Origin of the sequence: Jiella endophytica (assembly GCF_004519335.1) — a bacterium.
Taxonomy (GTDB): Bacteria; Pseudomonadota; Alphaproteobacteria; order Rhizobiales; family Rhizobiaceae; genus Jiella; species Jiella endophytica.
In genome coordinates, this window is the sequence record NZ_SOZD01000004.1 from 23,263 (window position 1) to 48,458 (window position 25,196).

The window sequence follows — 25,196 nt, forward strand, 5'->3', positions numbered from 1 at the left end:
TCGGGCACTAGCCGGCAGCTTCCGAAACCGGCTTCTGGAAACTCCGAACGATGATGAAGTTCGACGGACTGGCCGCCTTCGTCGCCGTGGCGGAAGCGGGATCGATCAGCGCTGCGGCCCGGCGCCTCGGCCTGGCGAAGTCCGTGGTCAGCGAGCGGCTTGCCGAGCTCGAGCGCTCCGTCACCGCCCGTCTGGTCCAAAGGACCACCCGCAAGCTGTCCCTGACGCCGGACGGGACCGTGTTCCTCGAGCGCGCCCGCACGATCCTGCGCGAAATGGAAGAGGCAACGGCCGAGATGACCGAGCGCCGCGGCTCGCTCACCGGGCCGCTGCGGATCGCCGCGCCGACCGGCTTCGGGACGCTTCACCTCAGCGCCGCTCTCCATGGCTTCCTCGCGGCCCATCCGGCGATCCGGATCGACCTCGAGCTCGACGACCGCTTCGTCGACGTCGCGGCAGACGGCTTCGACGCCGCGATCCGCCACGGGCCGATCCATGACGGCCGGCTGGTCGCAAGGCACCTCGCCTCGAGCCGCCGCCTGCTGGTCGCCTCGCCGGCCTATCTCGAGCGGATGGGGACGCCCGTTTCGCTGGACGATCTCGAGGCAGCCTCGGCGATCCTCTACAGCAACCGGGATTCCGACTGGCGGTTTCGCGACGCGGGCCGGGACGTCGTCGCGCGGCCGAAGCCGTGCCTGCGGGTGAACAACGGCATCGTCATGCGCGACGCGGCGGTGGCCGGACTCGGCATCGCCTTGCTGCCGACCTTCTTCATCCACCAGCAGCTGGCGGCCGGCGCACTCCGGGCGATCGACATCGGCCTCGAAGCGGAAGGCGCGACGCTGCATCTCGCCTATCCGGCCAATCGCAGCCCCTCTGCCAAGATCGTCGCCCTGACCTTATGGCTGCGCCACGCATTCGGCGCGCCGCCCTATTGGGAAGCGGCGCTTGCGCCTCAATAGGACCGGTAGGCCGACATGATCGCGGCGATCTGCAGGGTGTCGAGCGCCTGAACCTGGGCGTTGGTGACGGCCTGGATCTGCTCGAGCCGCAGGCTGCGGATGTCGTCGGTCGAGAGGCCGGGCAGCGCCGCCGTGCTGATCGCCGCGATGTCGGCCGTCGAGAAGGTCGAGAGCTGGCTGGTGCTGAGCGCGGCGATCTGCGCCGAGCTGAGGCTCGCCACCTGGCTCGGGGTCAGGGCTTCGGCCTGCTCGGAGGAGAGGACGGCGATCATGTCGACCGTCAGGCCGTTGACCGCCTTCGGGTCGATCGCGGCGATCTGCGTCGCCGAAAAGGCGGTGATCTTGTCGGTGCCGAAGGTCGCCACCTGCACCGCATTGAAGGCGCCGATCTGCGCCGCAGTCAGCGCCTTGACCTGGAATGTGTCGAGCGCCCTCAGCTGGTAGTAGGACAGCGTCGCGACCTGCGAAGTCGTCAGCGCGGCGATCTGGTCGCTGCCGAGTGCCGCGATCTGGTCGGCCGAAAGCCCCGCGATCGAAGCCGGCTTGATTGCCGCAAGATCGCTGGCCGAGAAGGTCGCGAGATCGGCGGCGTCGAGGGCGGCGATCTGGGTGGCGGTAAGGGCGCCGATCTGGGTGGCGGAGAAGCCGTCGATCTGGGCCGAGGTCAGCGCCTCGATCTGCGTCGGCGTCAGGCCGGCGATCGCAGTGCTGGCGATGGCGCCGATCTGCGCTGTGCTGAAGGCGGCGAGGCTGTCGCTGCGCAATGCGGCGATCTGGGTCGCGCTGAGCGCGGCGATCTGCCCGGTCGTCAGCGCCTCCGCCTGGGAGGGCGTCAGCGCGGCGATCTGGGTGGTCTGCAGGCCGGCGATCTGGGTGGTCTTCAGGGCCGCCACCTGATCGAGGCTGAGGGCCGCGATCGTCTCCGCCGGCAGCCCGGCCATCGCCGCCGGGGTCAACGATGCGAGGCTGGCGCCCGGCAGCGAGAGGAGCACGGCGGGGTCGATCCCCGCCACCTGCAACGCGCCAAGGGCGCCGAGCTGGGCCGTGGTGAGGCTTGCCACCTGGCTGGGGCCGAGGGCGCCGAGCTGCGTCGGCGTCATGCCGGCGACCGCCTTGGCGTCGAGGGCGGCGATCGCCTCGTTCGGCAGCGAGGCGATCTTCGTCTCGGAAAGGCCGGCCATCTGCGTGGCGGTGACGCCGCGCCATTGCGCCGCGGTCAGACCGCTCATCTGGGCCGCGGACAATGCCTCGATCTGGCCGGAGCCGAGGCCCGCGACCTGCGCCGCCGTCAGCGCCGCGATCTGGTCGCCTGTCAGTGCCTCGACCGCTTCCGTCGAGAGGCCGGAGATCGCCGAGCCGGCAATCGCCGCGATGTCGGCGGCGGAGAAGGTTTCCAGCGCGCCGGGTCCGAGCGCCGCGAGCTGCGTCGCGGTCAGCGCCGCGATCTGGGTGGTGGTGAGGCTGTCGATCTGCCGGGCGCTCATCCCGGCGATCTGGTCCGGGGTAAGGCCGGCGATCGTCTTGGCGCTGAGAGCGGCGAGCTGCTCGCTCGAAAGCGCCGCAAGACGGTCGGCGGGCAGCGCGGCGACCTGCGATGCCGTTACGCTGCGGATCTGGGCGGTGGAAAGCCCGGCAATCTGCGTCGGCGTGAAGCCGGCGAACTGGGCCGGCTTCAGCCCGGCGATCTGGGTCGCCGAGAGCGCCTGAAGCTGCTCCAAGGGAAAGGTCGCGATCGTCTCGGCGGCAAGGCCGGTGATGGCGGCAGGGGTGATCGCCGCAATGTCGGCGGCCGAGAAGGTGGCGATGTCGGCGGCGCTCAGCGCCCCGACCTGCGCCGCGCTCAGCGCCGCGACCTGCGTCGGCGTCAGGGCTTCCGCCTGCAGGGTCGAGAGACCGGAGATCTGCGCCTCGGTGAAGCCCGAGACCGCCTTGGCGGCGATCGCCGCCATCTGGGTCGTCGAGAGCGCGGCGACGGCCTCGCTCGTGAAGGCGGCGACCTGCGTCGCCGTGAAGGCGCGGATCTGCGTCGTCGACAGGGCGGCGACCTGCGAGGGGCCGAGCGCTGCGGCCTGGGCCGGCTTCAGCGCGGCGATCTGCGCCGCAGTCAGCGCCGCGACCTGGGCCTCGCCGAGGCCGGCGATCGCCTCACCGGAGATCGCCGCGACGGCGCTCGCCGACAGCGCGGCGAACTTCTCCGGCGAAAGCGCCGCCAGCTGGTCGTTGTCGAATGAGGTCAGTTGCTGCGGCTTCAGCGCGGCGACCTGCGCCGGCGTCAGCGCCTCGATCTGCACCGATGTCAGCGCCTCGATCTGGCCGCCGGTGAGCCCCTCGATCGCCTTGGCCGGGATGGCAGCCACCTGTTCCGGCGACAGGACGGACACGCCGTCGGCGGAGAGCGCCGCAAGCTGCGTCATGGTGAGCCCACGGACCTGCGCGGCCGTCAGCGTCTCGATCTGCGATGCCGAGAGCGCTCCCGCCTGGGCGGCCGACAGCGCGCCGATCTGCCCGGCCGTCAGCCCGGCCACCTGGTCGAGGCTGAGCGCCGAGACGATGTCCGGCGATAGGCCGGCGATCGCCTTGGTGCCGATCGCCGCGATGTCGGCGCGGGAGAATGTCTCGATCGCCGCCGGCGTGAAGGCGCCGATCTGCTGGACACCGAGCTTTCCCACCTGGGTGGTCGTCAGCGCCTCTGCCTGGGCCGGCGTCAGCGCGCCGATCTGGGCGGTGGTGAGCCCCGATACGGCGGTCGGCGTGATCGCAGCGATCTGCTCGCCGGACCAGTCGCGGGTGGCCTCCAGAGAAAGCGCCGAGATCTGCGCCGCGCTCATTGCCCGGATCTGCAGCGGCGACAGGGCCGCACCCTGCGCCGGGGTCAGGGCGGCGACCTGGCTCGGTTTCAGCGCGGCTGTCTGCGCCGCGGTCAGGGCGCCGACCTGATCGAGGGAGAGCGCTGCGATGCTGAGCTGCGACAGGCCGGCGATGGCGCCCGGCGCGATCGCCGCGATCCTGGCCGGGGACAGCGCCGCGAGCTGCTCGGCGCTGAGCGCGGCCACCTGATTGAGGTTCAGCGCACCGATCTGCGCCGTCGTCATCGCCCCGGTCTGGGCGACGGTGAGGCCGGCGATCTGCAGCGCCGAAAGGCCGGAGACCGCCTTCGGGGAGATCGCCGCGACCTGGGTCGGCGAGAGCGCGGCAAGGCCGTCCGTGCCAATGGCGGCAATCAGGGTCGCGTTGAAGGCGCCGATCTGCGCCGGCGTCAGCTCCTGCAGCTGGCCCTGCGTCAGGGCCTTCGCCTGGCTGGCCTTCAGCGCGGCGATCTGGCCCGCCGTGACGGCGCCGAGCTGCTCCGCGCTCAGGGCCGAAATGGCGGCGGCGGACAGGCCGGCGACGGATTTCGGGCTGATCGCGCCGATGTCGGACGGCGAAAAGGCGGCGAGCTGGTCCGGAGTGAAGGCCGCGATCTGCTTGGAGCTGAGGACGGCGATCTGCTGCGGGCTGAGCGCTTCGGCCTGCTCGGGCTGCATCGCGGCGATCTGCGCACTGGAGATCCCGGTGATCGCCCGCGTGCCGATGGCGCCGATCTGGGGGCTCGTCAGCGTCGCGAAGTTGTCAGGCGACAGCGCGGCGATCTGGGTCGGGCCGAAGGCGCGGATCTGGCCCGTCGAAAGCGCCTTTACCTGCTCGGCGGTGAGCGCCCGGATCTGGCTGGCCGTCAGGCTGGCGACCTGGCTCGCCGTCATCGCAGCAACCTGATCGGCGGTGAGGGAGGCGATCTTCTCGCCGGAAAGGCCCGGCAGCGCGCTGGGGCTGATCGCAGCGATGTCGGCGGGGGAAAACGTCGCGAGGTCGGCGATCGAAAGCGCCGCGATCTGGGTGCGGCCGAGGCCGGCGATCTGGGCGGGGGTCAGCGCCTCGGCCTGGTCGGCGCTGAGCCCGGCGATCTGCGCGCCGCTGAGCGCGGCGACCTGGGCGGTGCCGAGGCTGGCGATCTTGTCGGTGCCGAGCGCCGCCAGCTGCTCCGGCGTCAGCCCGCTGATCGCCTTGGCGGAGATCGCCGTCACCTGCGCCGCCGAGAAGCCAGCAATGCTTTCGGTTGGCAGGGCCGCGACCTGCGACGAGGACAGCGCCCCGAGTTCCGCCGTCGTCAGCGCCAGGAGATCCTCGACGCTCCACGTCGCCAGCGTCCGTGCGGGAACGGACTTGATTTGCAGGGTGCTTTGCGAGGAGATCGTCGTCATTGCGCCTGGTCTCACGGCATCGGCCCGAAAACCGGGATGATCTTCGGGGCAGCACGATGCGCAGAATCAAAGTGTCGGAGCCCTTGCGCCGCCGAGAGGATGCGCGGAACTCCAACGGTTGCCGACTACGGCACCCGCCCGAAGTCCGACCTCCGGCGACGCCTGCATGCTGTATCGAAAAGCACCTTGCATCCGCTGGGGCGCAGGGCGGTCCAGAGCCTCGCGCGTCCAATCGGACGCGCCAGGGACGATCTAATTCATTGAGTCCACATCGCTTCTCCCGAAAGCCGCCTGCGATTTCCGGGCCGATGCTTCGGGCGCTTTCAGCCGCGCAACAGCGGACGAAACCGCCACGACTGCGGATCCGGCTGCGCTTCCGACGGCGTCCTGCATTTCGGTATGATGCCAGCCGCCGGTCCGGTTCGATCAGCCCGGCGAATGGTGCTCCGATGATGTGCCGACGATGGCTTGCCTCAACCTGTGGCGGTGTGGCCAAGCGACTGTGCCGCGGGCCTTCCGGCGCGCTGACGACCGAGGCGATGTCGCAGTGAAGGGGTGGGGAGAAAGCGGAGGGCGGAAAGTCGCACGAGCGCCGAGGCGGCGGCACGGACTCCGGCTGGTGTCGAGGCGGGCGCTGGACGAGCGGTCAGGGATCTGCGGGCGCGAGAAGAGCGCACAGGATCAGGGCCGACCGCGGGTCGGGCCTGCCGGCCGGATGATATCCAAAGTCCCGACAAACGAAGAGAGCCGTCACGGCCTGGAGGGGGATACGCCGTGACGACTCTCTTGCACTTTCCTGACACCGGTCCTGGAGAGGGGGAAGAGGACCTCGGCGTCTCTGAGTTCGGCGCTAAAGCGGGGGACGTGCCTTGGCCGAATACGACGCTATGTGTCGCGCCGTCGCAATGATAATGCGACTGGCCGGCGCCAAAATCAAGCTCAGGGCAAGGCTCACCCTCTCACATCGACGTGAAGCGGGTGATTTGCCTGAACTCAACATGGATCGCGACGGGATGCAACGCCCCGCAGCCTCGCGATCTCGCAGAAAACGGCCGTCGTGACTTTTTGGCAACGCCCGTCGCGGCTGCCTTGGGGGCCGCCCGCGACGGCGATCCGGCAGCGATGGACTCCCCGCGCGGCGCGCGATACCACCCGATCATGAACAAAGGCGACCATCTCTTCCTCGTCGACGGCTCGGCCTACATCTTCCGGGCCTATCACGCGCTGCCGCCGCTGACCCGCAAGTCCGACGGCATGCCGGTGGGCGCCGTCTCGGGCTTCTGCAACATGCTGTGGAAGCTGGTCGAGGAGTCCCGCGACACCTCGGTCGGCACAATCCCCACCCATTTCGCGGTGATCTTCGATCACTCCTCGACGACCTTCCGCAACGAGCTCTACGACCAGTACAAGGCCAACCGGACGGCGCCGCCGGAAGACCTGGTGCCGCAATTCGCGCTGATCCGCGAGGCGGTGCGCGCCTTCGACCTGCCCTGCATCGAGAAGCAGGGATTCGAGGCGGACGACCTGATCGCCACCTATACCCGCCAGGCGGTGGCCGCCGGCGGCGACGTCACCATCGTCTCGTCGGACAAGGACCTGATGCAGCTCGTCGGGCCGGGGGTCATCCTCTACGACCAGATGAAGGACAAGCGCCTCGGGCCCGAAGAGGTGAAGGAGAAGTTCGGCGTCTATCCGGAGAAGATGATCGACCTCCAGGCCCTCGTCGGCGACACCTCGGACAATGTGCCGGGCGTGCCCGGGATCGGGCCGAAGACGGCGGCGCAGCTGCTCGACGACTATGGCGACCTCGAAACGCTGCTTGCGCGGGCCGGCGAGATCAAGCAGGCGAAGCGGCGGGAGAATCTCCTGGAATTTGCCGAGCAGGCGCGGCTGTCGAAGCGGCTGGTGACCCTCGACTGCGAGACCCCGCTGGACACGCCCCTCGACGATCTCTTCCTGCACGAGCCGGACGGCGAGAAGCTGATCGCCTTCCTCAAGGCGATGGAGTTCACCACCCTCACCCGCCGCGTCGCGGCGACCCTCGAGGTCTCGGCAAGCGCGGTCGAGACCGCCAAGGTCGAGGTCGAAGGTCCGGCCCGCGGCCCGGACCTCGACCCCGCCGCCGCGAACGGAGCGATCGCCTCCAGCGAAGACGGCGCAGCGAGGCTGGCGATGACGCCCGCGGCGCTCGTCGAGGCACGGCGTGCGGAGGCCGCCGGCGCGAGCTTCGACCGCTCGGCCTATCTGACGATCCGCGACGAGGCGGCGCTTTCGGCCTTTCTCGCCGAGGCGCAGGAGACCGGCATCCTAGCCTTCGACACCGAGACCGATTCCCTCTCGGCGATGAACGGCAGGCTGGCCGGCGTCTCCTTCGCGGTGGCCCCGGGACGCGCCGGCTATGTGCCGCTCGGCCATGTCTCGCCGAATGGCGAGGCGGACCTACTCTCCGACAAGTCGCTGGAAGACGAGATCGGCCCGCAGATCCCGCTCGAGCGGGCGATGGCGATCCTGAAGCCGGTGCTCGAGGATCCGGCGATCCTGAAGATCGGGCAGAACACCAAATACGACACGCTGGTGATGCTGCGCCACGGCATCGTCGTCGCGCCTTTCGACGACACGATGCTGATCTCCTATGCGCTGGACGCGTCCGCCTCGCTCGCCGGCCACGGCATGGACGAATTGTCGGAGCGCTTCCTCGGCCACAAGCCGATCGCCTTCAAGGATCTCTGCGGCTCGGGCCGCAATGCCAGGGCGATCTCCGCCTGCGAGATCGACAAGGTGACCGAATACGCCGCCGAGGACGCCGACGTGACCCTCAGGCTGTGGCGGGTGCTGAAGCCGCGCCTCGTCGCCGAGGGGCTCGCCTCGGTCTACGAGCGGCTGGAAAAGCCGCTGGTGCCGGTGCTGGCCCGGATGGAAGAGCGCGGCGTGATGGTCGACCGGCAGATCCTGTCGCGGCTCTCCGGCCGTTTCGCCCAGAAGCAGGGGGCGCTCGAGGCCGACATCGCCGAGCTTGCCGGCGAGGAGTTCAACCCCGGCTCACCCAAGCAGCTCGGCGAGATCCTGTTCGGCAAGCTCGGCCTGCCCGGCGGCAAGAAGACCAAGAGCGGCCAGTGGTCGACCGACGTCAAGGTGCTGGAGGAACTCGCCGCCGAGGGCCATGCGCTGCCCTCGAAGATCGTCGAATGGCGCCAGCTGACCAAGCTGAAGGGCACCTATACCGACACGCTGCCCAACCACATGGACGAGCGGGGGCGCATCCACACCTCCTATTCCATGGCCTCGACGACAACGGGACGGCTCTCCTCCTCCGAGCCGAACCTTCAGAACATCCCGGTCCGCACCGAGGAAGGCCGGGCGATCCGCACTGCCTTCGTCGCGCCGGAGGGAACCCTGCTGGTGTCTGCCGACTACAGCCAGATCGAACTGCGCATCCTAGCCCACATCGCCGACATCCCGCAGCTGAAACAGGCATTTCAGGAAGGCCTCGACATCCACGCCATGACCGCGTCGGAAATGTTCGGCGTACCCGTCGAAGGCATGCCCTCCGACGTGCGGCGGCGGGCGAAGGCGATCAATTTCGGCATCATCTACGGCATCTCGGCCTTCGGTCTCGCCAACCAGCTGGCGATCCCGCGCGAAGAGGCGGGCCTCTACATCAAGCGCTATTTCGAGCGCTTTCCCGGCATCCGCGACTACATGGACGAGACCAAGGCCTATGCGAAGCAGCACGGCTACGTCGAGACGCTGTTCGGGCGCCGGGCGCATTATCCCGACATCCGGTCGCCGAACGCCGCGATGCGCGCCTTCAACGAGCGCGCCGCGATCAACGCGCCGATCCAGGGCACCGCGGCGGACATCATCCGCCGGGCGATGATCCGCATGGAGGGCGCCCTCGCCGAGGCCGGGCTCTCGGCGAAGATGCTGCTGCAGGTCCATGACGAACTGGTCTTCGAAGTGCCCGAGGACGAGGTCGAGGCGACCCTGCCGCTGGTCCGACGAGTGATGGCCGAGGCGCCGATGCCCCGCGTCGACCTTTCCGTGCCGCTCGAGGTCGATGCCAAGGCGGCGAATAATTGGGAAGCCGCCCACTGACTTTCGCCAGCCTTCTCGTCCCGCGAAAAGGACGGTCCGGTCAATGACTTGCGCAAAGGGGCGCCGTGGCGCTTCCCGCCGGATCGAGCCAAGTCACTGCTTTTGCGAGGCTTTGCGACGGCGTGGAACCAAATGGTTACACTTGAATTGCATGGCTGCGATCCAAATCTAGTTCTGTCGATCGATAAAAATCCCCAATCGCGGGTTTGTCGGAAGCGCCGTCTGCGACGTTCGGCCGCTTCGGACGAGGCTCGCTATCGTTCGGCCAGCAGATCATTCTTGGTTACGACGCGCCGCCAGTGAGGACAGATGGACAAGCGAGAGGACGAGAATTCGGCGATGCTGGGCGTTCCCTCGAACGTCACCACCGCCGCACTCGCAAAATTGCCGCTGGCGCTGGTGCTGACCAATCCGTATCTCGAAGACAACCCGATCATCTACGCCAACACCGCCTTCGAGCGCATCACCGGCTATGCCGCCGCGGCGACGGTCGGGCGCAACTGCCGTTTCCTTCAGGGTGACGACACCGATCCCGCCCATGCCCGGCAGATCGGCGAGGCGCTGCGTGAGGAACGGGACATCTCCCTCGACATCCTGAACTACCGCGCCGACGGCACCAAGTTCGTCAACCGGCTGATGATCACGCCGCTCTACGACGAGAACAACCGCCTGCAGTGCTTCCTTGGCGTGCAGCGCGACATGAGCGACGGCGAGGACGCCAAGGCCTCGAAGACCAGCGGCCAGGATGCCCCGGTGGATTCGGTGCTCGGCGAGATCCAGCACCGGGTGAAGAACCATCTGTCGATGATCGTCGGCATGATCCGCATGCAGGCGCGGGTGAAGACCAGCCAGGAGAGCTTCAGCGCCCTCGCCCGGCGGATCGAGAGCCTGCAGCTGCTCTATCAGGAGATGACCGAGGCAGGCGTCGCCTCCTCGCGCTCCGAACGGGTGCCGCTCGGCGCCTATGTCAGCCGCATCGCCGCCACCATCGGCCATCTCGACGGCCGCCGGTCGATCCGCATCAATGTCGATTGCGACGCCGTGGAGGTGAAGGTCGACCGTGCGGCGCGGATCGGCCTGTTGTTTTCCGAACTCCTCACCAACGCCCTGAAGCATGCCTTCCAGGGGCGCGAGGAAGGCCTTGTCGAGGCGCGGCTGAAGATGCTCTCCTCCGGCGTCATCCGGCTGACCGTCACCGACGACGGCATCGGCCTGCCGAAGGAAAGCAACTGGCCCTATGGCGGCCAGGCGCCGAAGCCGCTGAACCGGCGGGAGATCGAGACCATCACCGAGGATGCACGGCAGGCCGGCGCAAAGAAGAAGGACGTCAACGAGGCCCGTCAGCTTGCCGAGTCCATGGGAATGTCCCGCAGCGCGCCCGCCGAAGAGGGTAGCGAAATCACCGAGACCGGCGATCAGGCGGCACGCCGTCAGCGGGCGCGGGAAGTCGAGGGCGGCCTTGGCGGCCGGATCACCGTCTCGCTCGTGCGCGGCCTCGAGGCCGAGATCGACGTCAATTCCCACACCACTGGCACCACCGTCACGGTCGACATTCCGCCCGAATGATGAAATGAGCGTCTGACGGCATCGGCCCGAAGATCGGAACCGGTTTTCGGAAAAGCCGATGCGCAGGTCCGGAGAGTTCGAGCGTGGTGTGCCTTCGTTCGGGAGCATGGCGCTCCGTGGCCAGGCGGCTCGGGCCGCATGGAGGGTGGTGACGTGGGGATTGAAGACGCGAGGGACAGGCTGATCGTCGGACTGGACGTGACCGGCCGCGCCGAGGCGGAGGCGATCGTCGTGTCCCTCGGCGAGACGGTCTCCTGGTACAAGATCGGCTTCCAGCTCGCTCTGTCGGGCGGCCTGCCGCTGGTCGGCGAGCTGGCGAGGGCCGGCAAACACGTCTTCCTCGACATGAAGCTCCTCGACATCTCCAACACCGTGGAAAAGGGCGTCGAGAGCGCCCTCGAACTCGGCGCCTCGATGCTGACGATCCACGCCTATCCGCATGCCATGCGCGCCGCGGTGAAGGCCGCTGCCGGCAGCCCCCTCACCCTTCTCGGCGTCACCGTCCTGACTTCGCTCGACGACGGCGACCTTGCCGAGAGCGGCTACGCGAAGAGCGTCGCCGAGCTCGTCGCCGAGCGTGTGGCCCAGGCCCGCGACATCGGCATGGGCGGCGTCGTCGCCTCGCCGGCAGAGGCCGCCGCGATCCGCCGCGCCATCGGCCCGGAGATGGCGATCGTCACCCCCGGCATCCGGCCCGAAGGCAGCGCCAGCGGCGACCAGAAGCGCGTCGCCACGCCCGCCGATGCACTCGGTGCCGGGGCCTCGCATCTCGTCGTCGGGCGGCCGATCGTCGGCGCCTCCGACCCCAAGGTGGCCGCCGAAGCGATCCTCGCCGAGATGGCGAAGGCCTGACGGGCAGATATTTTTCAGCGTGAACCGGCTAGAGGGAGGACACCAGATGGCCAAGGGATACTGGATCGCGCGCGTCGACGTTCGCGATCCCGAGGGCTACAAGGACTATATCGAGACGGCGAAGCCGGCCTTCGAGGCGCATGGCGCGAAATTCATCGTGCGGGGCGGCGCCGTCACCACCCTCGAAGGCACCTCGCGGGGCCGCAACGTCATCATCGAGTTCGACAGCGTCGAGACGGCGCGGGCCTGCTACGAAAGCCCCGACTACCAGAAGGCCAAGGCGATCCGCCAGAAGGTCTCGGAAGGCGACATCATCATCGTCGAAGGTCCGTGAAGGCCCGCGGGAGCGGCACCCGTCACGCCGTTCCCGAGCCGCGGCCCGGCCGCAAGGCTTTCAGGGGCATGGCCCCGAAGGGCTACCGCATCCGCATGATGGAGCCGGGCGAGGCCGAGGCGCTCCATCGCCTGCGTCAGGAGGCAGACGCCGGCCAGACCCGGCCGAGCCTTGCCGAATTCGTCGGTTTCCTGGTTTCCCACGAAATCTTCGTCGCCGCCGCGAAGAAGACCGGCGAGGTCGTCGGATATGCCGCCGCGCGGGACGCCGTCGAGCTCTACCTCGTCGTCGAAATCAAAGTCCGACCGTCGCTCGGCGACACGGCTGTCGCTCAGTCACTTCTCGACGTTGTGACGCAAAGGGCACGCTGGTTCCACCATCGGGCGATCGGCCTGTGGACCCCGCTCGACTCCGCAAACGATTCGTCATGTTATGGAAAACATGGCTTCATGAACGTTTCACGAAAGGATTTTCCGGTAGGTCTGCAAGACGAGTTGGAGCCGGCGCCGGGCCATCCCGAGACCACCGCGAACCGGCAATTCCGCGTCAAATGGCTATGATCGCAGAACCCGCCGTTTATTTGTGCGTTGCAGCAAGAATCGCTATGTTTGACGAAACCGGAAGGCTGTCGCGATGTTGTATCAGTTATATGAGTGGAATCACGCCGCGCTGACGCCGTTTCGCGCCGTAGCGGATGCCACCCGCCTGTTCTACCAGAACCCCTTGAATCCGCTGTCGCATACGACGGCAGGCCGCTCCTTCGCGGCCATGGCCGAACTCTTCGAGCGCACGACGCGGGTCTATGGCAAGCCGGAATTCGGCCTCAACGAGACCACCATCCGCGGCCTGCGGGTCCCGGTCGTCGACAAGCCGATCTGGTCGAAGCCGTTCTGCGATCTCCTGCATTTCGAGCGCGCCCTGCCCAAGGGCCACGGCAAAGACCCGCGCATCCTCATCGTCGCGCCGATGTCCGGCCACTATGCGACGCTCCTGCGCGGCACGGTCGAGGCGCTGCTTCCCTATGCCGACGTCTACATCACCGACTGGAAGGATGCCCGCACGGTGTCGCTGTCGAAAGGCAGCTTCGATCTCGACAGCTATGTCGACTACGTGATCGAGATCCTGCAATTCCTCGGCCCCGACACCCATGTCATCGGCGTCTGCCAGCCGGCGGTTCCGGTGCTGATGGCGACGGCGGTGATGGAGGCGGCGGAGGACCCCTGCGCCCCGGCGACCATGACGCTGATGGGCGGGCCGATCGACACCCGCATCAATCCGACGGCCGTCAACGACCTCGCCAAGGAGCGGGGCATCGACTGGTTCCGCGACAACGTCATCATGTCGGTGCCCTTCCCCCATGCCGGCTTCATGCGGAAGGTCTATCCGGGTTTCCTGCAGCTCACCGGCTTCATGTCGATGAATCTCGACCGCCACGTCATCGCCCACAAGGATTTCTTCTGGCACCTCGTCAAGGACGACGGCGACAGCGCCGAGAAGCACCGCACCTTCTATGACGAGTACAACGCCGTGATGGACATGACGGCGGAATTCTATCTGCAGACCGTCGACGAGGTGTTCGTCAAGCACTCCCTGCCGAAGGGCGAGATCACCCATCACGGCAAGCGCGTCGACCTGACCGCGATCCGCCGCACCGGGCTGCTCACCGTCGAGGGCGAGAACGACGACATCTCCGGCGTCGGCCAGACTGAGGCGGCGCAGGATCTCTGCATCAACATCCCGGCGGACAAGCGCGTCCACTACGTGCAGGCCAAGGTCGGCCACTACGGCGTCTTCAACGGCTCGCGCTACCGCGCCGAGATCGCGCCGCGGATCATCGACTTCGCGCTCACCCACGGCACCACCCATTCCGGCGCCTCGGCACCGAAGAGCGAGACCTCGGCGGATCTGAAGCCGCGCCGCACCGGCGCCTATGCCGAGCGCATCGCCAAGGCCGGTACCCTCGGCCGCGGCAACGCGCCCTCCGGCGAGAGCGGCATCGGCGTCTCAGCGGCCTTCGGCGGTTTCGGTGGCTTCGGCTCGGCGATGAACGCCATGGCGGCGCCCGCCAAGGCGATGATGTCGACCGCCATGGAGGCGGCCAACCTCTCCTTCGGCTCGTTCGCTGGCAGCAACAATGCCGGCTTCTCGGCACCGGTCATCTCCCGCGAGCCGGCCCGGACACCGGCTTCGCCGATGGTGCCGAAGCCCGCGGCGAGCGAGGCGGCAAAGCCCGTCGCCGAGACGCCCGAGGATGCGAGCGTTCTGGAATTCGCCCCCGCTGGCAAGGAAGAGCCGGTGAGCCGGCCGACCGAGCCCGCCGTCAAGGCGGATGCAGCGGCGAAGCCTGCCAGGGACGCGACGCCGGAAAAGCCGGCCAAGGCGGACGCCGAACCGGTCGACGCAAAGACAGCGGAAACGCCGGTCAAGGCGAAGTCGCCGGAGAAGCCTTCCGCGGCGAAGACGCCTGAGCCACCGGTCGAGGCGACGAAGCCTGCTTCCAAGGCCGCTCCTGCCGGAAAGACGGCTCCGGCCGCGCCGAAGCAGACGCCCGCCAAGGCCAGGCCGACGACGGCAAAGCCTGCGGCGGCCAAGCCCACTGCGGAAACCAAGCCGGTTTCGGCAGAAAAGCCCGTCGTGGGGGCAAAGCCTGCCGACGAGACCACGCCGGCGTCCGGCAAGGCAGCCGCAGCGACGGCAGCGGCGCCAGCTGCCAAGACTGCGTCTCCCGCTGCTGGCGGCGCCCCTCGCGCGGCGAAGAAGGCTGCGGCCTCGAAGCGGACGGCGGAGCCCGCCAAGAGCGACGACGGCACCGACAGCGATCTCTTCTCCCCGCGCACGGCGCCGGCGCCTCGGGGCCGCTCGACGACGCGGTCGAAACCGGCGCGCGGCGCCCGCCGCCGCTGACAGTGGCCCGATCGGCCGGGCCCGTTGCGGGCCGGCCGTCACAGCGCCTGCAGCATCGGCCCGAACATCGGAATCGAATGTCGGGCCGGTGCGTGGAATCAAAGAGATAGCGCGGCCTTTATGCGTCCATTCGGACGCATGGCACTCGAGCCTTACGTCGCGCCGCGGTCTTTGCTGGCCGTCAAGAGATCCGGCCGCCTGTCGCGGGTGATCCGCTCGGCCTCGGCCCGGCGCCAGCGCTCCACCGCGCCGTGATCGCCCGAAGTCAGCACCGGCGGGATCGTCCGCCCCTCCCATTCGGCGGGGCGGGTATAATGCGGGTGTTCGAGAAGGCGCGTCTCGAAGCTTTCGTGGACGCCGGACTGGTCGTTGCCCATCACCCCCGGAAGCAGCCGGATCACCGCGTCGAGCAGCACCATCGCGGCGATCTCGCCGCCGGACAGCACATAGTCGCCGATCGAGACCTCGATCAGCCCGCGACCTTCGATGATCCGCTCGTCGACGCCCTCGAAACGGCCGCAGACGATCAGCGCCCCCTCCCCGGCCGCCAGATCGCGCACGAAGTCCTGCGTCAGCGGCCTGCCGCGCGGGCTCATCAGGAGGCGCGGCCGGGAATCGCCCTCGGGGGACGCCGCGTCAATCGCCTCGCCGAGAACGTCGGCCCGCAGCACCATGCCGGCACCGCCGCCGGCGGGCGTGTCGTCCACGGCCCGATGCCGGCCCTTGCCGAAATCGCGGATCTGTCGCGTCTCGAGGACGGCGTCGCCGCGCTCCAGCGCCTTGCCCGCCAGCGAAACGCCGAGCGGGCCCGGAAACATCTCCGGATAGAGGGTCAGGACGGTGGCGCGGAATGCCATTTTCGTCAGCCGAGCGGCTCGGCCTTGCCGGCCTCGATCAGCTTGAGGTCGCGCTTGAGGACGCTTACGCCCTTCAGCGCTTGATGCCAGGCGGCGATGTGGGCGGACTTGCCATGGGCGGCGAGCGCCTCGCGGCTCTCCCACTCCTCGTAGATCCTGACGAGGCCGGGCTCGATCAGGTCTTCGGCGAAGCTGTAGACGATGCAGCCGGCCTCGGCCCGGGTCGCGGCGAGGACGGCGGCGGCGGCCTCGCGGAGGCCTGCAAGATCCGCGGGGCTGAGCCGCAGGATGCCCGAAACGATGATCATGGCTGTTCCTCTTCGCTGTCCGATCCGTCCGGTTCGCCGTCGCCCGGTTCCTCGTCTTCATCCTCGTCGACGGTGTCGGCAAGGCCCGCGGCGACCGGCTCGACGGTGAGCGTGCCGGCCTCGATATCGAGTTCCGGCACGGCGGCCTCGGAGAACGGGATCATCACGGTGGCCCCTCTTTCCGGGGCGAGTTCGAGAATGTCGCCGGCGCCGAAATCATGGACCGCGACGACCGCGCCGATCGTCTCGCCCGTGACCGACAGCGCCATCAGCCCGACGAGGTCCTCCAGATAGAACTCGTCGTCCTCCTCAGTCTCCGGCAGAACCGAGCGATCGACGAAGAGCTCGGTGCCGTTCAGCCGCTCGGCGCCGTTGCGGTCGGTCACCTCGGCAAACCGCACGAGCAGCATGTTCTTCTGCGGCCTGGCGGAGGTCACCGTGTAGCGGTTGCCTTTGGCGTCGAAAAGCGGGCCGTAGCGGCCGAAGGCTTCCGGCTCCTCGGTGAAGGACTTCACCCGGCACTCGCCCCTGATGCCATGGGCGCCGCCGACCACGGCGAGGATCACCGGCTGGCCGGCTTCGACGGGATTGGCGGCAGACCCGGCGGGGGCGCGGTCGGATGGTTTCGAAGGCAAGGGCGTCGCGTTTCCAGGTCGTGATGGTCGAATGCGCGTCTGCGCCGGCCGCAGCCAATAGCCGGTTCGCGCCCGTCCGTCGACGGGGCCACTCACCTCGAAGGCAGTATTCCCAGCGGGAGAAAGCCAGCGGAGGGCGGCGTCAGGTCTCGTCCGGGCCGAGAACGGCCTCGCGGCGGTCGTGGCCGGAGGTCTCGTAGTGCTTGCGCTTTTCCTCGTACATCCGCTTGTCGGCGCGCTTGACCGTATCTTCCAGCCGCTCGGTGTCGAGAGAGGTCGCCTGGCCGAGCGAGAAGGAGAGCGTCGGCCCGGCATAGAACTGGTTGTTGACCTCGACGAGGCCCTCGATCTCGGCGATCATCTGGGCGCCTTCCGCCTCGCTTGTCGCCGGCATCAGCACGACGAACTCGTCGCCGCCGATGCGCGCCGCGCAATGGGGCTTCTGGACGCCCTCGCGCAGCACCTCACCGGCCCGGCGCAGCAGCGCGTCGCCCGCCGCGTGGCCGAGCGTATCGTTGACGATCTTCAGCCCGTTGAGGTCGGCGACGATCACCGTCACCGGCAGCGGCCCCTTGCGCTCCAGACGGTTGAGCTCGTCGGCGAAGAAGGAGCGGTTGTAGAGCTTGGTCAGGATGTCGTGCTTGCCGAGAAATTCGAGATAGGCCTCGGCCTTCTTGCGGGCGGTGATGTCGGTCAGCGCCACCTGCACCAGCGACCAGTCCCGCTCGCGGCCGGGAAACACCGAGAACTGCATGTGGACGTGCAACTCCTCGCCCTCGAGGGAATAGTTCACCACCTCGCGCTGCTGGAACAGCCGGCCTTCCCACAGATCGATCAGCTGTTCGCGGAAATGCTGTTCCATGTCGTCGCGGAACACCTCGCCGAGACGGCTGAGGAGATCGTTGCGGTTTTCGGCGCGGAAGAGCTCCAGCGTGTGGCGGTTGACGTCCAGAACCTTGATCTCGCTCATGCAGCGGAAGACGAATTCGGGATGAACATCCAGGAACGTGCGGAAGTCGGTGACGCCGCGCTCGCGCACCTCGTCCATCAGGTTCTTGACGACCGAGAAGTCCTCGACCCAGAGCGAGATCGGCGAATGTTCGAAGAGCCCCCTGGCGAAGGCCTCGCTGGAGGCGAGCAGGCGGCGGCTCTCCTCCATCTCGGTGACGTTCTCCGTCGACAGCAGCACCCGGCTCCAGTCGTGTTCGAAGCCCGGCAGGATCCGCGCCTTCAGCTGCACGTCGAGACGCTTGCCGGAAAGCGTGTAGTTGACCGCCCGGCTCTCGAAGCCGTCGTCGCGCACCCAGAGCTGGCAGAGCTCGCCCATGTGCGAGGCCAGCATGTCGCGCGAAAAGACGACGTCGAGATTGGCGATCAGGTCGGCCGCATCGTCGGCCTCGAAGAGCTCGACGGTCTTCTGGTTGACGGCGATCACCCGGATCGACAGCGCCGCCTCGCGCACCAGCGCCAGATTGGCCTGAAGATAGGCCTTCAGATCGCTCACCCCGGCGGCGCGCCAGCCGTCGAGCAGGATCTTCACCCGGCTGAAGTCTTCCAGCCAGAGTGGCAGCGGCGCCAGTTCGAACATGTCGCCGATCGAATCTGCCTCGTATCGATTGTCCATGAGATCGTCGTCCGCCAGTAGGGCCCGCCCGGCCCATGTCGAAACACTATCGGTCAGCTCAGTAAGTTGCGTCGGTCGTCGCGGCCCGCTGCGATTCGCCGCAGGGGGATTATTTTGCGTATTCCTTACCGTCGAGTTGCGTGACAATAAATTTCGAAATCCATGAATTCGCAACAAAAAATGGGCGACGCCTGCGGCGCCGCCCATTCCTCAGGGTCACATCCCGCTCTTTGCGGGGGTCAAAACCGCTATTCGAAGGAGGCTTCCTCGGCGCTCGCCTCCTCGGCCGGCGCGTTCTTGGCGGCTTCCGCCTCGGCGGCGGCAGCGGCGGCGTCTTCCTCGCGCTGCTTCTTCTCGGCCTCGCGCTCCTGCGCCTTCTTGCCCGGCAGGCCCTTGGTCGGATTCTTGCGCTCGGGGCGGGTCGCGATGCCGGCCTTGTCGAGGAAGCGAAGCACGCGGTCGGTCGGCTGGGCGCCTTCCGAGAGCCAGTGCTTGATGCGCTCTTCCTTCAGCGTGACGCGCTCGGCGTCCTTCGGCAGCATCGGGTTCCAGGCGCCGATCTGCTCGATGAAGCGGCCGTCGCGGGGCGAACGGGCGTCGGCGACGACGATGTGGTAGTAGGGGCGCTTCTTCGAGCCGGCACGGGCCAGGCGCATCTTCAGGGGCATGTCAGTCTTCCTTCTGGAGTTTGCTCGGTGCCGGCCTTCTTGAACCGCCGGCATCCGGATCGTTGGGTTCGTGGTTGCGTCTGGAGCCGATGGGCTCCGCTATTTCTTCTTTCCCGGCAATCCCGGAAGCCCCGGAAAGCCGCCCGGCATGCCGCCGCCGGGGCCGCCGAAGCCGGGGGGCAGGCCCTTCGGCATGCCCGGCAGGCCGCCGGACTGGGCGGCCCTCGCCATGGCTTCGAGTTCCTTCGGGTCCATCTTCGACAGATCCGGCATGCCGCCCGGCATTCCACCAGGCATGCCGCCGCCGGGAAGCCCCATCTTGCCGGCAAGGCCGCCCATCATCTGCTTCATCATGCCGCCTTTGCCGCCCTTGCCCATGGCCTTCATCATGTCGGCCATCTGGCGGTGCATCTTCAAAAGCTTGTTGATGTCGGCGGCATTGGTGCCGGAGCCGGCAGCGATGCGTTTCTTGCGCGAATGCTTGAGGATGTCGGGATTGGCGCGCTCCTTGGCCGTCATCGAGGAGATGATGGCGAGCTGGCGCTTCAGCATCTTGTCGTCGAGGCCCGCGGCGGCCATCTGGCTCTTCATCTTGCCCATGCCGGGCATCAGACCCATCATGCCGCCCATGCCGCCCATCTTCTGCATCTGGCGGATCTGGTCGGAAAGGTCGTTCAGGTCGAACTTCCCCGACTGCATCTTCTTGGCCATCGCCGCGGCTTTTTCCGCGTCGATGTTTTCGGCAGCCTTTTCCACCAGCGAGACGATGTCGCCCATGCCGAGGATGCGGTCGGCGATGCGCGAAGGGTGGAAGTCCTCCAGCGCATCCATCTTCTCGCCGACGCCGATCAGCTTGATCGGCTTGCCGGTGACGGCGCGCATCGACAGCGCCGCGCCGCCGCGCCCGTCGCCGTCGACGCGGGTGAGCACGATGCCGGTGATGCCCACGCGCTCGTCGAAGGAGCGGGCGAGATTGACGGCGTCCTGACCAGTCAGACTGTCGGCGACGAGCAGGATCTCGTGGGGCTTGGTCTTCGCCTTGATGTCGGCCATCTCGACCATCAAGGGCTCGTCGATATGGGTGCGGCCGGCGGTATCGAGGATGACGACGTCGTAGCCGCCGAGGCGACCGGCCTGCTCGGCGCGGCCGGCGATCTCGACCGGGCCCTGGCCGGCGATGATCGGCAGCGTCGAAACGCCGGTCTGCTCGCCGAGCACCTTCAGCTGCTCCTGCGCGGCGGGACGCCGCGTATCGAGCGAGGCCATGAGCACTTTTTTGTTCTGGCGCTCGGTCAGCCGCTTGGCGATCTTGCCGGTGGTCGTCGTCTTACCGGAGCCCTGCAGGCCGACCATCATCACCACGACCGGCGCCGGGGCGTTGAGATCGATCGGGACCTGGGTCTCGCCGAGGGTGGCGATCAGCTCGTCATGGACGATCTTGACGACCATCTGGCCGGGCTTGATCGACTTCAGGATCTCGGCGCCGACGGCCTTTTCGCGCACCCGGTCGGTGAAGGCCCGCACGACTTCCAGTGAGACGTCGGCCTCGAGCAGCGCACGGCGCACCTCGCGCAGCGCCGCCGAGACATCCTTCTCGGAGAGCGCGCCGCGGCCGGTGAGGCCGTTCAGGATGGACCCGAGGCGGTCCTGGAGCGAATCGAACATCAAGCTTCCTTCCGTCCTTCCGATGCGATCCGGAAGGTGGGGCCGTCCTTCCGGTGTGACCCGAAAGGTGGTGCCCTCCTTCCGGTGCGACCCGAAAGGTGGTGCCATCCCTCCGGTCCAATCCGGCAGATCGCTGCGCCAGCCTCGTATTCCTCCGAAAGCTGGCCGGCCCGATCGACCGGTCTCGCCCCGAAAGGTGGGGCAGCGGCACGCCGCACGCAAACCCTTCTCCCGCGCCAAAAGCGGCGCAAAGCAGAAACGCATCCCCGGGCGAAACTCGCTGGGGGATGGTGACCTCCGGGCGGCTCGGTGGTCCTTTCAGGGATATCCTGTCAGGACGAGGGGCCCGGTCGGCGGGTCGCGGACGGCATGTCGCGGATTTGGGTCGGTTGAAACAGGATCGGGGCGCGGATGTCAAGGGCAACGCAGCTTTGCCAACCTCGCCTCGACGCCGAACTTCCTTTCAGCCTGCCCCCCGGCACCGGACCTGCAATGGAGTAATCCCGACAACGTTCCTGGCCATGACGGGACGGTTACTAGCCTATCTCCGCACGATCATTTTTACTTTCAACGTTAAAATGCAGTCTATCCCCGTATCTTCCCAAACGGAAATACGATACGGATGACAACCTGTGAGATTGGAGGAAGCCATGAACTACCAGAAGCCGATTCCGCAGCCCGACGGCGAAGGACGCGACACACAGGCGCCGGCGCGGCGCGGCGCGGCTCTCGCGCTCGCCCAGTCACTGCCGAAGCTCAAACCGGCCAGCAATGGCGAAGCGGAAGACTATGCCGGCATCTGGCCTACCAATTTCAGCAAGGGTCTGCCGCATGACGAGTTCGGCATCGTCGAGCCGATAGCCTTTCGGATATTTGCTGAAGCGCTGGCCGGCCAGTCGCCCCACGATCACGTGCCGATGGCGGCGATGAGCCACGACGCCATGGAGGGGATGATCCGGGGCATGGCGGTCGAAATGGCACAGTCCGCGCTCCAGTCTCTGAGAGGGGGCAGCGCGGCGGGGGCGCCGAATTGGCAGACGGTTCCCACGAAGACGCGGCCGCTGGACTTCAACGTCCCGCTCGGTCCCGCCGCCTATCAACCGCAACCGAACTATTCGGAACCCCAAAACCCCGCCGACGTCGCTGGCCCGAAAGGCCACTACTGGCCCAAAAGCTACGTGGAGGCACTGCAGGCCAGCGCCTCGAGCTTCGCCTTCGTCGCAGACTACCGATGCCGGTTTCGCAAGAGCCTCGACGGCAATTTTGCCGAGCCCGCCGCCCGGGGTTGGGAGAGCCCGCGCGCCGGCCACACCTACGTCCTGCGCGGTCCCGACCCGTCGGATACCGCCATGGCCCCAGCGCCGCGGCTCGGTAAGAGCGAACTCTGCGCCGAACTCGCCGAAGTCTACGCCATGGCGCTGCTTCGCGATGTGCCGTTCGATGGAAGCAACTCGATCGGCGAAGGCGATGGGGTTTCGCCCAACGGAGTCCGAGTGCAGAATATCGTCGACGCGCTCGGGAAGCTGAGCTGGTTTAACGCGATGGGCGCCCCGGTTTCGTCTTTCCCGGAACGCCTGGAGCAAGGTTGGACGCTCACGCCGGAGGAGATGAGGCGCCGATATGCCCGGTTCTTCGACGCCGGTGCGGTGCCGCCTTCCAATGACGGACAGCGTCCGGTTCTCGCCCCCATCCTGCCTTCCACGGCTTTTCGCGGCTCGACGCCGGGATCGAAGGCCGGCCCCTATATCTCGCAATTTCTCCTGCAGGGCAACGCGAGCCGCGTCGGTGAGGGTCGCTACAAACCCAAGCACGGGTTCATCGAGTACGGCGCTCAGCGGGTCTGTCAGAAGGTCGACTCTCACGAGAGGGGCCGGGACCACATGACCCATTGGGACTGCTGGCTGGACGTCCAGAACGGCGCCAACTTCAAGGGTGCCGATCTGTTCGGCGGTGAGCCGCGCTTCATCACCACGCCGCGCGATCTCGTCACCTTCGTTCATTTCGACCAGCTCTATCAGGCCTATCTCAACGCGGGCCTGTTGCTGTTGGCACTGGACTATCCCCTCGGAACCGGCTTTCCGAGCGGCAAGAACCATCCGACACGGGGTTCCTTTGCGACATTCGGGCCGGGCGACGTTCTCTCCCTCGTTGCGGGCGTGGCTTCCGAAGCACTGCGTGCGGTCCGCCGCCAGAAGTTTCAGGTGCATCTCAGGGCTCGGCCCGAGGCGATCGCCGGTCTCCTAACCCTTCATGGAAATGGCGAAAGCCCCCGGCTAGGCCAAACGGCGCAAGCGGGGCTTGAGGCAATGCTCAAGGAACTGAAGAAGACAAATGCCGGTGGGTTGTCGCTGCTCGACCTCATCGCAGAACATAACAGCACGCAAAACCAGTCGCTTAAGCGCTCTCCAGCCGGGTCGAACGACGGCACAGCGGCGGCGGGCGAACTCAAGATCCGACTTCCGGCCCACGACAGCCCATTCGCCTCAAAGCTCGACGACGCTTCGGGCAATCCCGGCAAGAACTATCTTCTGCCGATGGCCTATCCCGAGGGCTCGCCGATGCACGCGTCCTACGGTGCTGGACATGCCACCGTTGCCGGCGCCTGCGTCACGGTCCTGAAAGCGTTTTTCGAAATGTTCCATGACCCCCGACCGGACGGCCCCGAGCGCAACCCTCTTGACCCGAGCTATTGGCCCTTCCCTTCAGGCGAGAAGCTGGCCCAGGACGATCGCTTCTGGACTCCGCGAACTTTGTGGGATGCCGGCATGAAGGAGGTCTTAATCGGGAACGGGGACACGCTGCAGGAGGTCGACAAGCCCGAATGGAATGCCGACAAGCTCACCGTGCAGGGCGAACTCAACAAGCTCGCCTCGAACATCTCGATCGGCCGGAACTGGGCCGGCGTCCACTATTATTCTGACTATTACGACAGCCTCCGGCTGGGCGAGCGGGTCGCCGTCGGCATCCTGCGCGAGCAGCTGCTCACCTATCCCGAGCCGGTGACCATGCACTTCAACGGCTATGACGGCGAGCGCATCGTCCTCTCCTCGACCGGTGATCCCGCAGCAAGAGACGCGACCGTGACAATTTATGAGAAGAAAAACGCAAGCTGGTCATCCTGTGACTTCGCGAAATGGTGGGTGAAAAACCTGCCGCCAGAATGGGTCAGCTAAGCAGTCGCCTTCATCGCTCGCGGCCCGGTGCCCGGCGGCATCGGGTCCCTCCCCCGGGGGCTCCGTCATGAACGTCTTCGTCGACATCGCCATCGCCGTCATCTTCGTCTTCGCCACGATCGGACTGATGACGACGGCAATCGCTGAAGCAATCGCCTCCTTCATGAAGACCCGCGCCAAGACTTTGGCTGGGCAGCTCCGTGACCTCCTCGGGGACAGTGAGATCACGGAACGTTTCTACGGCAACGCCTTAATCCGGCTCGACCGGCAGGGTGAAGATCGAATGAGCAAGAAGATGTTCGAGGAGACCCATCCTTCGTACATCTCCCCGAAAGCATTTGCCCGCAGCCTGACTATGGCGCTGTCGGACAAAAGCGTCGCAACCGGCATCATTCCTGACCCGGCAACCATCCTCACATCAATTTCTCAGTCAATTTCAGCACTGCCGCCCTCGTCGCTGAGGGATTTCGGCCGAGCTGCCCTCATCGATGCCCAAGGCTCGCTCGATCGCTTCGAAACCGCGCTTGCAGATCGCTACGACGAGACGATGATGCGGCTATCCGGCGAATTCAAGCGGCGCCAACAGTGTGTCACCTTCCTGATCGGATTTGCCCTCGCAGCAGCACTCAACATTGATGTCATCGCCTACGCCAAGCGATTGCAGCTCGACGAGGAACTCCGCGAGAGAGCCGTTGCGACCGCCACAGCCTATGCCGAACTCTGTCAGGCATCGAACTGCGTCGGACAGGCGCCGGAGTTCGAACATCTTTCCGAGGACGCTAGCGAAGAGATCGCTGCCGGCGCCAAGGCACTCTCGGAAGACCTCAAGCGCCTCAACGCTCAACTCGGCGAGGCCGCGCTCGGCTGGAATGCTTGCAGCTGGCGAGCCTTTTGGGACGGATTAAACGTAACCTTGGCACGCGAAAATTGCCCGGCTCCCGCTGCAACTGCAGCGAAATCCGGCGACGATCCTGGCGAAGGCCGCTTCGTGGCTTCCGTGGCCTCACTCTTTTCTTGGCTCATCGCCGCCTTTGCCGCCATTCTTGGCGCCCCCTTCTGGTTCGATATCTTGTCGAAATTTATCCGCCTGCGCGGCACCGGTGACAAACCCGGTGAAGCAACCGCCGAAAACCGGCAGACGGAACAAGGTCGTGGCGATGCTTAAGAAGTCTGCATGCTCGAGGACGGCCTCTGATCCGTCCCGCAACCGCAACCGGCTTTCAGCACGTTGTCTCCAGCGGTGGCGCATCTGGAGCGGCGCTGGGTGGAAACTTCGATCACTTGTGACCTGCGAATTTGAAGCGCCTTCCCGAAC

General features: G+C 66.9%; 15 protein-coding genes and 1 pseudogene. 9 read left to right on the plus strand and 7 right to left on the minus strand.

What is annotated here, in order from left to right; all coding sequences use genetic code 11:
* Positions 1–50: 50 nt before the first annotated feature.
* Complete coding sequence (locus tag E3C22_RS13145) at positions 51–962, plus strand: LysR family transcriptional regulator (RefSeq protein WP_134762519.1); 912 nt, start codon at positions 51–53, stop codon at positions 960–962.
* Here E3C22_RS13145 and E3C22_RS13150 read toward each other — a convergent pair.
* The gene (locus E3C22_RS13150) at positions 956–5,200 is read right to left on the minus strand and encodes a hypothetical protein (protein ID WP_134762520.1); all 4,245 of its coding nucleotides are present in this window, start codon (positions 5,198–5,200) and stop codon (positions 956–958) included. The genes E3C22_RS13145 and E3C22_RS13150 overlap by 7 nt on opposite strands.
* A gap of 1,158 nt (positions 5,201–6,358) precedes the next feature.
* On the opposite strand from E3C22_RS13150, the gene polA reads away from it, so the two are divergent.
* The 6 genes and pseudogenes from polA to E3C22_RS24780 form a co-directional block, all read left to right on the plus strand.
* On the plus strand, positions 6,359–9,295 hold the full coding sequence (gene polA, locus E3C22_RS13155) for a DNA polymerase I (protein ID WP_134762521.1): 2,937 nt from the start codon (positions 6,359–6,361) through the stop codon (positions 9,293–9,295).
* Between the two features lie 309 nt (positions 9,296–9,604).
* On the plus strand, positions 9,605–10,861 hold the full coding sequence (locus E3C22_RS13160) for a PAS domain-containing protein (protein WP_134762522.1): 1,257 nt from the start codon (positions 9,605–9,607) through the stop codon (positions 10,859–10,861).
* Between the two features lie 153 nt (positions 10,862–11,014).
* A complete protein-coding gene (gene pyrF, locus E3C22_RS13165; protein ID WP_134762523.1) occupies positions 11,015–11,713 on the plus strand; it encodes an orotidine-5'-phosphate decarboxylase in 699 nt (232 codons plus the stop codon).
* Positions 11,714–11,759: 46 nt separating this feature from the next.
* The gene (locus tag E3C22_RS13170) at positions 11,760–12,047 is read left to right on the plus strand and encodes a DUF1330 domain-containing protein (RefSeq protein WP_134762524.1); all 288 of its coding nucleotides are present in this window, start codon (positions 11,760–11,762) and stop codon (positions 12,045–12,047) included.
* Between the two features lie 68 nt (positions 12,048–12,115).
* Positions 12,116–12,607, plus strand: coding sequence for a hypothetical protein (locus E3C22_RS13175; RefSeq protein WP_134762525.1), 492 nt, complete (start codon positions 12,116–12,118; stop codon positions 12,605–12,607).
* A gap of 73 nt (positions 12,608–12,680) precedes the next feature.
* Positions 12,681–13,901: pseudogene (locus tag E3C22_RS24780) on the plus strand (polyhydroxyalkanoate depolymerase); the annotation flags it as partial.
* A 1,202-nt stretch (positions 13,902–15,103) separates the two neighbouring features.
* On the opposite strand, the gene trmD reads toward E3C22_RS24780, so the two are convergent.
* The 6 genes from trmD to ffh all read right to left on the minus strand — a co-directional run bounded on the left by trmD (position 15,104) and on the right by ffh (position 20,708).
* Entirely contained in the window at positions 15,104–15,808 is a 705-nt protein-coding gene (gene trmD, locus E3C22_RS13185) for a tRNA (guanosine(37)-N1)-methyltransferase TrmD (RefSeq protein WP_134762527.1), read from the minus strand.
* A gap of 5 nt (positions 15,809–15,813) precedes the next feature.
* The gene (locus tag E3C22_RS13190; protein WP_134762528.1) at positions 15,814–16,116 is read right to left on the minus strand and encodes a putative quinol monooxygenase; all 303 of its coding nucleotides are present in this window, start codon (positions 16,114–16,116) and stop codon (positions 15,814–15,816) included.
* Positions 16,113–16,682 carry a ribosome maturation factor RimM gene (gene rimM / locus E3C22_RS13195; protein WP_245515020.1) on the minus strand — a complete coding sequence of 190 codons (570 nt, stop codon included), beginning with the start codon at positions 16,680–16,682 and terminating at the stop codon, positions 16,113–16,115. Before rimM ends, E3C22_RS13190 begins: the two co-directional genes overlap by 4 nt.
* A gap of 211 nt (positions 16,683–16,893) precedes the next feature.
* Positions 16,894–18,375, minus strand: coding sequence for a sensor domain-containing diguanylate cyclase (locus E3C22_RS13200; RefSeq protein WP_206026962.1), 1,482 nt, complete (start codon positions 18,373–18,375; stop codon positions 16,894–16,896).
* Between the two features lie 248 nt (positions 18,376–18,623).
* On the minus strand, positions 18,624–19,043 hold the full coding sequence (gene rpsP / locus E3C22_RS13205) for a 30S ribosomal protein S16 (protein WP_134762530.1): 420 nt from the start codon (positions 19,041–19,043) through the stop codon (positions 18,624–18,626).
* A gap of 99 nt (positions 19,044–19,142) precedes the next feature.
* A complete protein-coding gene (ffh, locus tag E3C22_RS13210; protein ID WP_134762531.1) occupies positions 19,143–20,708 on the minus strand; it encodes a signal recognition particle protein in 1,566 nt (521 codons plus the stop codon).
* Between the two features lie 650 nt (positions 20,709–21,358).
* Between ffh and E3C22_RS13215 the strand changes: the two genes are divergently transcribed.
* Complete coding sequence (locus E3C22_RS13215) at positions 21,359–23,881, plus strand: phosphatase PAP2 family protein (RefSeq protein ID WP_134762532.1); 2,523 nt, start codon at positions 21,359–21,361, stop codon at positions 23,879–23,881.
* Between the two features lie 67 nt (positions 23,882–23,948).
* On the plus strand, positions 23,949–25,046 hold the full coding sequence (locus E3C22_RS13220; protein ID WP_134762533.1) for a hypothetical protein: 1,098 nt from the start codon (positions 23,949–23,951) through the stop codon (positions 25,044–25,046).
* Positions 25,047–25,196 lie beyond the last annotated feature (150 nt).

Bases quoted from the DNA above. Each gene is read 5' to 3' on its own strand.
- E3C22_RS13175 (WP_134762525.1), top strand. From the start codon at position 12,116: ATGGCCCCGAAGGGCTACCGCATCCGCATGATGGAGCCGGGCGAGGCC.
- trmD (WP_134762527.1), bottom strand. From the start codon at position 15,808: ATGGCATTCCGCGCCACCGTCCTGACCCTCTATCCGGAGATGTTTCCG.
- E3C22_RS13160 (WP_134762522.1), top strand. From the start codon at position 9,605: ATGGACAAGCGAGAGGACGAGAATTCGGCGATGCTGGGCGTTCCCTCG.
- E3C22_RS13170 (WP_134762524.1), top strand. From the start codon at position 11,760: ATGGCCAAGGGATACTGGATCGCGCGCGTCGACGTTCGCGATCCCGAG.
- E3C22_RS13220 (WP_134762533.1), top strand. From the start codon at position 23,949: ATGAACGTCTTCGTCGACATCGCCATCGCCGTCATCTTCGTCTTCGCC.
- rpsP (WP_134762530.1), bottom strand. From the start codon at position 19,043: ATGCCCCTGAAGATGCGCCTGGCCCGTGCCGGCTCGAAGAAGCGCCCC.
- polA (WP_134762521.1), top strand. From the start codon at position 6,359: ATGAACAAAGGCGACCATCTCTTCCTCGTCGACGGCTCGGCCTACATC.
- E3C22_RS13145 (WP_134762519.1), top strand. From the start codon at position 51: ATGATGAAGTTCGACGGACTGGCCGCCTTCGTCGCCGTGGCGGAAGCG.
- ffh (WP_134762531.1), bottom strand. From the start codon at position 20,708: ATGTTCGATTCGCTCCAGGACCGCCTCGGGTCCATCCTGAACGGCCTC.
- E3C22_RS13150 (WP_134762520.1), bottom strand. From the start codon at position 5,200: ATGACGACGATCTCCTCGCAAAGCACCCTGCAAATCAAGTCCGTTCCC.
- E3C22_RS13190 (WP_134762528.1), bottom strand. From the start codon at position 16,116: ATGATCATCGTTTCGGGCATCCTGCGGCTCAGCCCCGCGGATCTTGCA.
- E3C22_RS13200 (WP_206026962.1), bottom strand. From the start codon at position 18,375: ATGGACAATCGATACGAGGCAGATTCGATCGGCGACATGTTCGAACTG.
- E3C22_RS13215 (WP_134762532.1), top strand. From the start codon at position 21,359: ATGAACTACCAGAAGCCGATTCCGCAGCCCGACGGCGAAGGACGCGAC.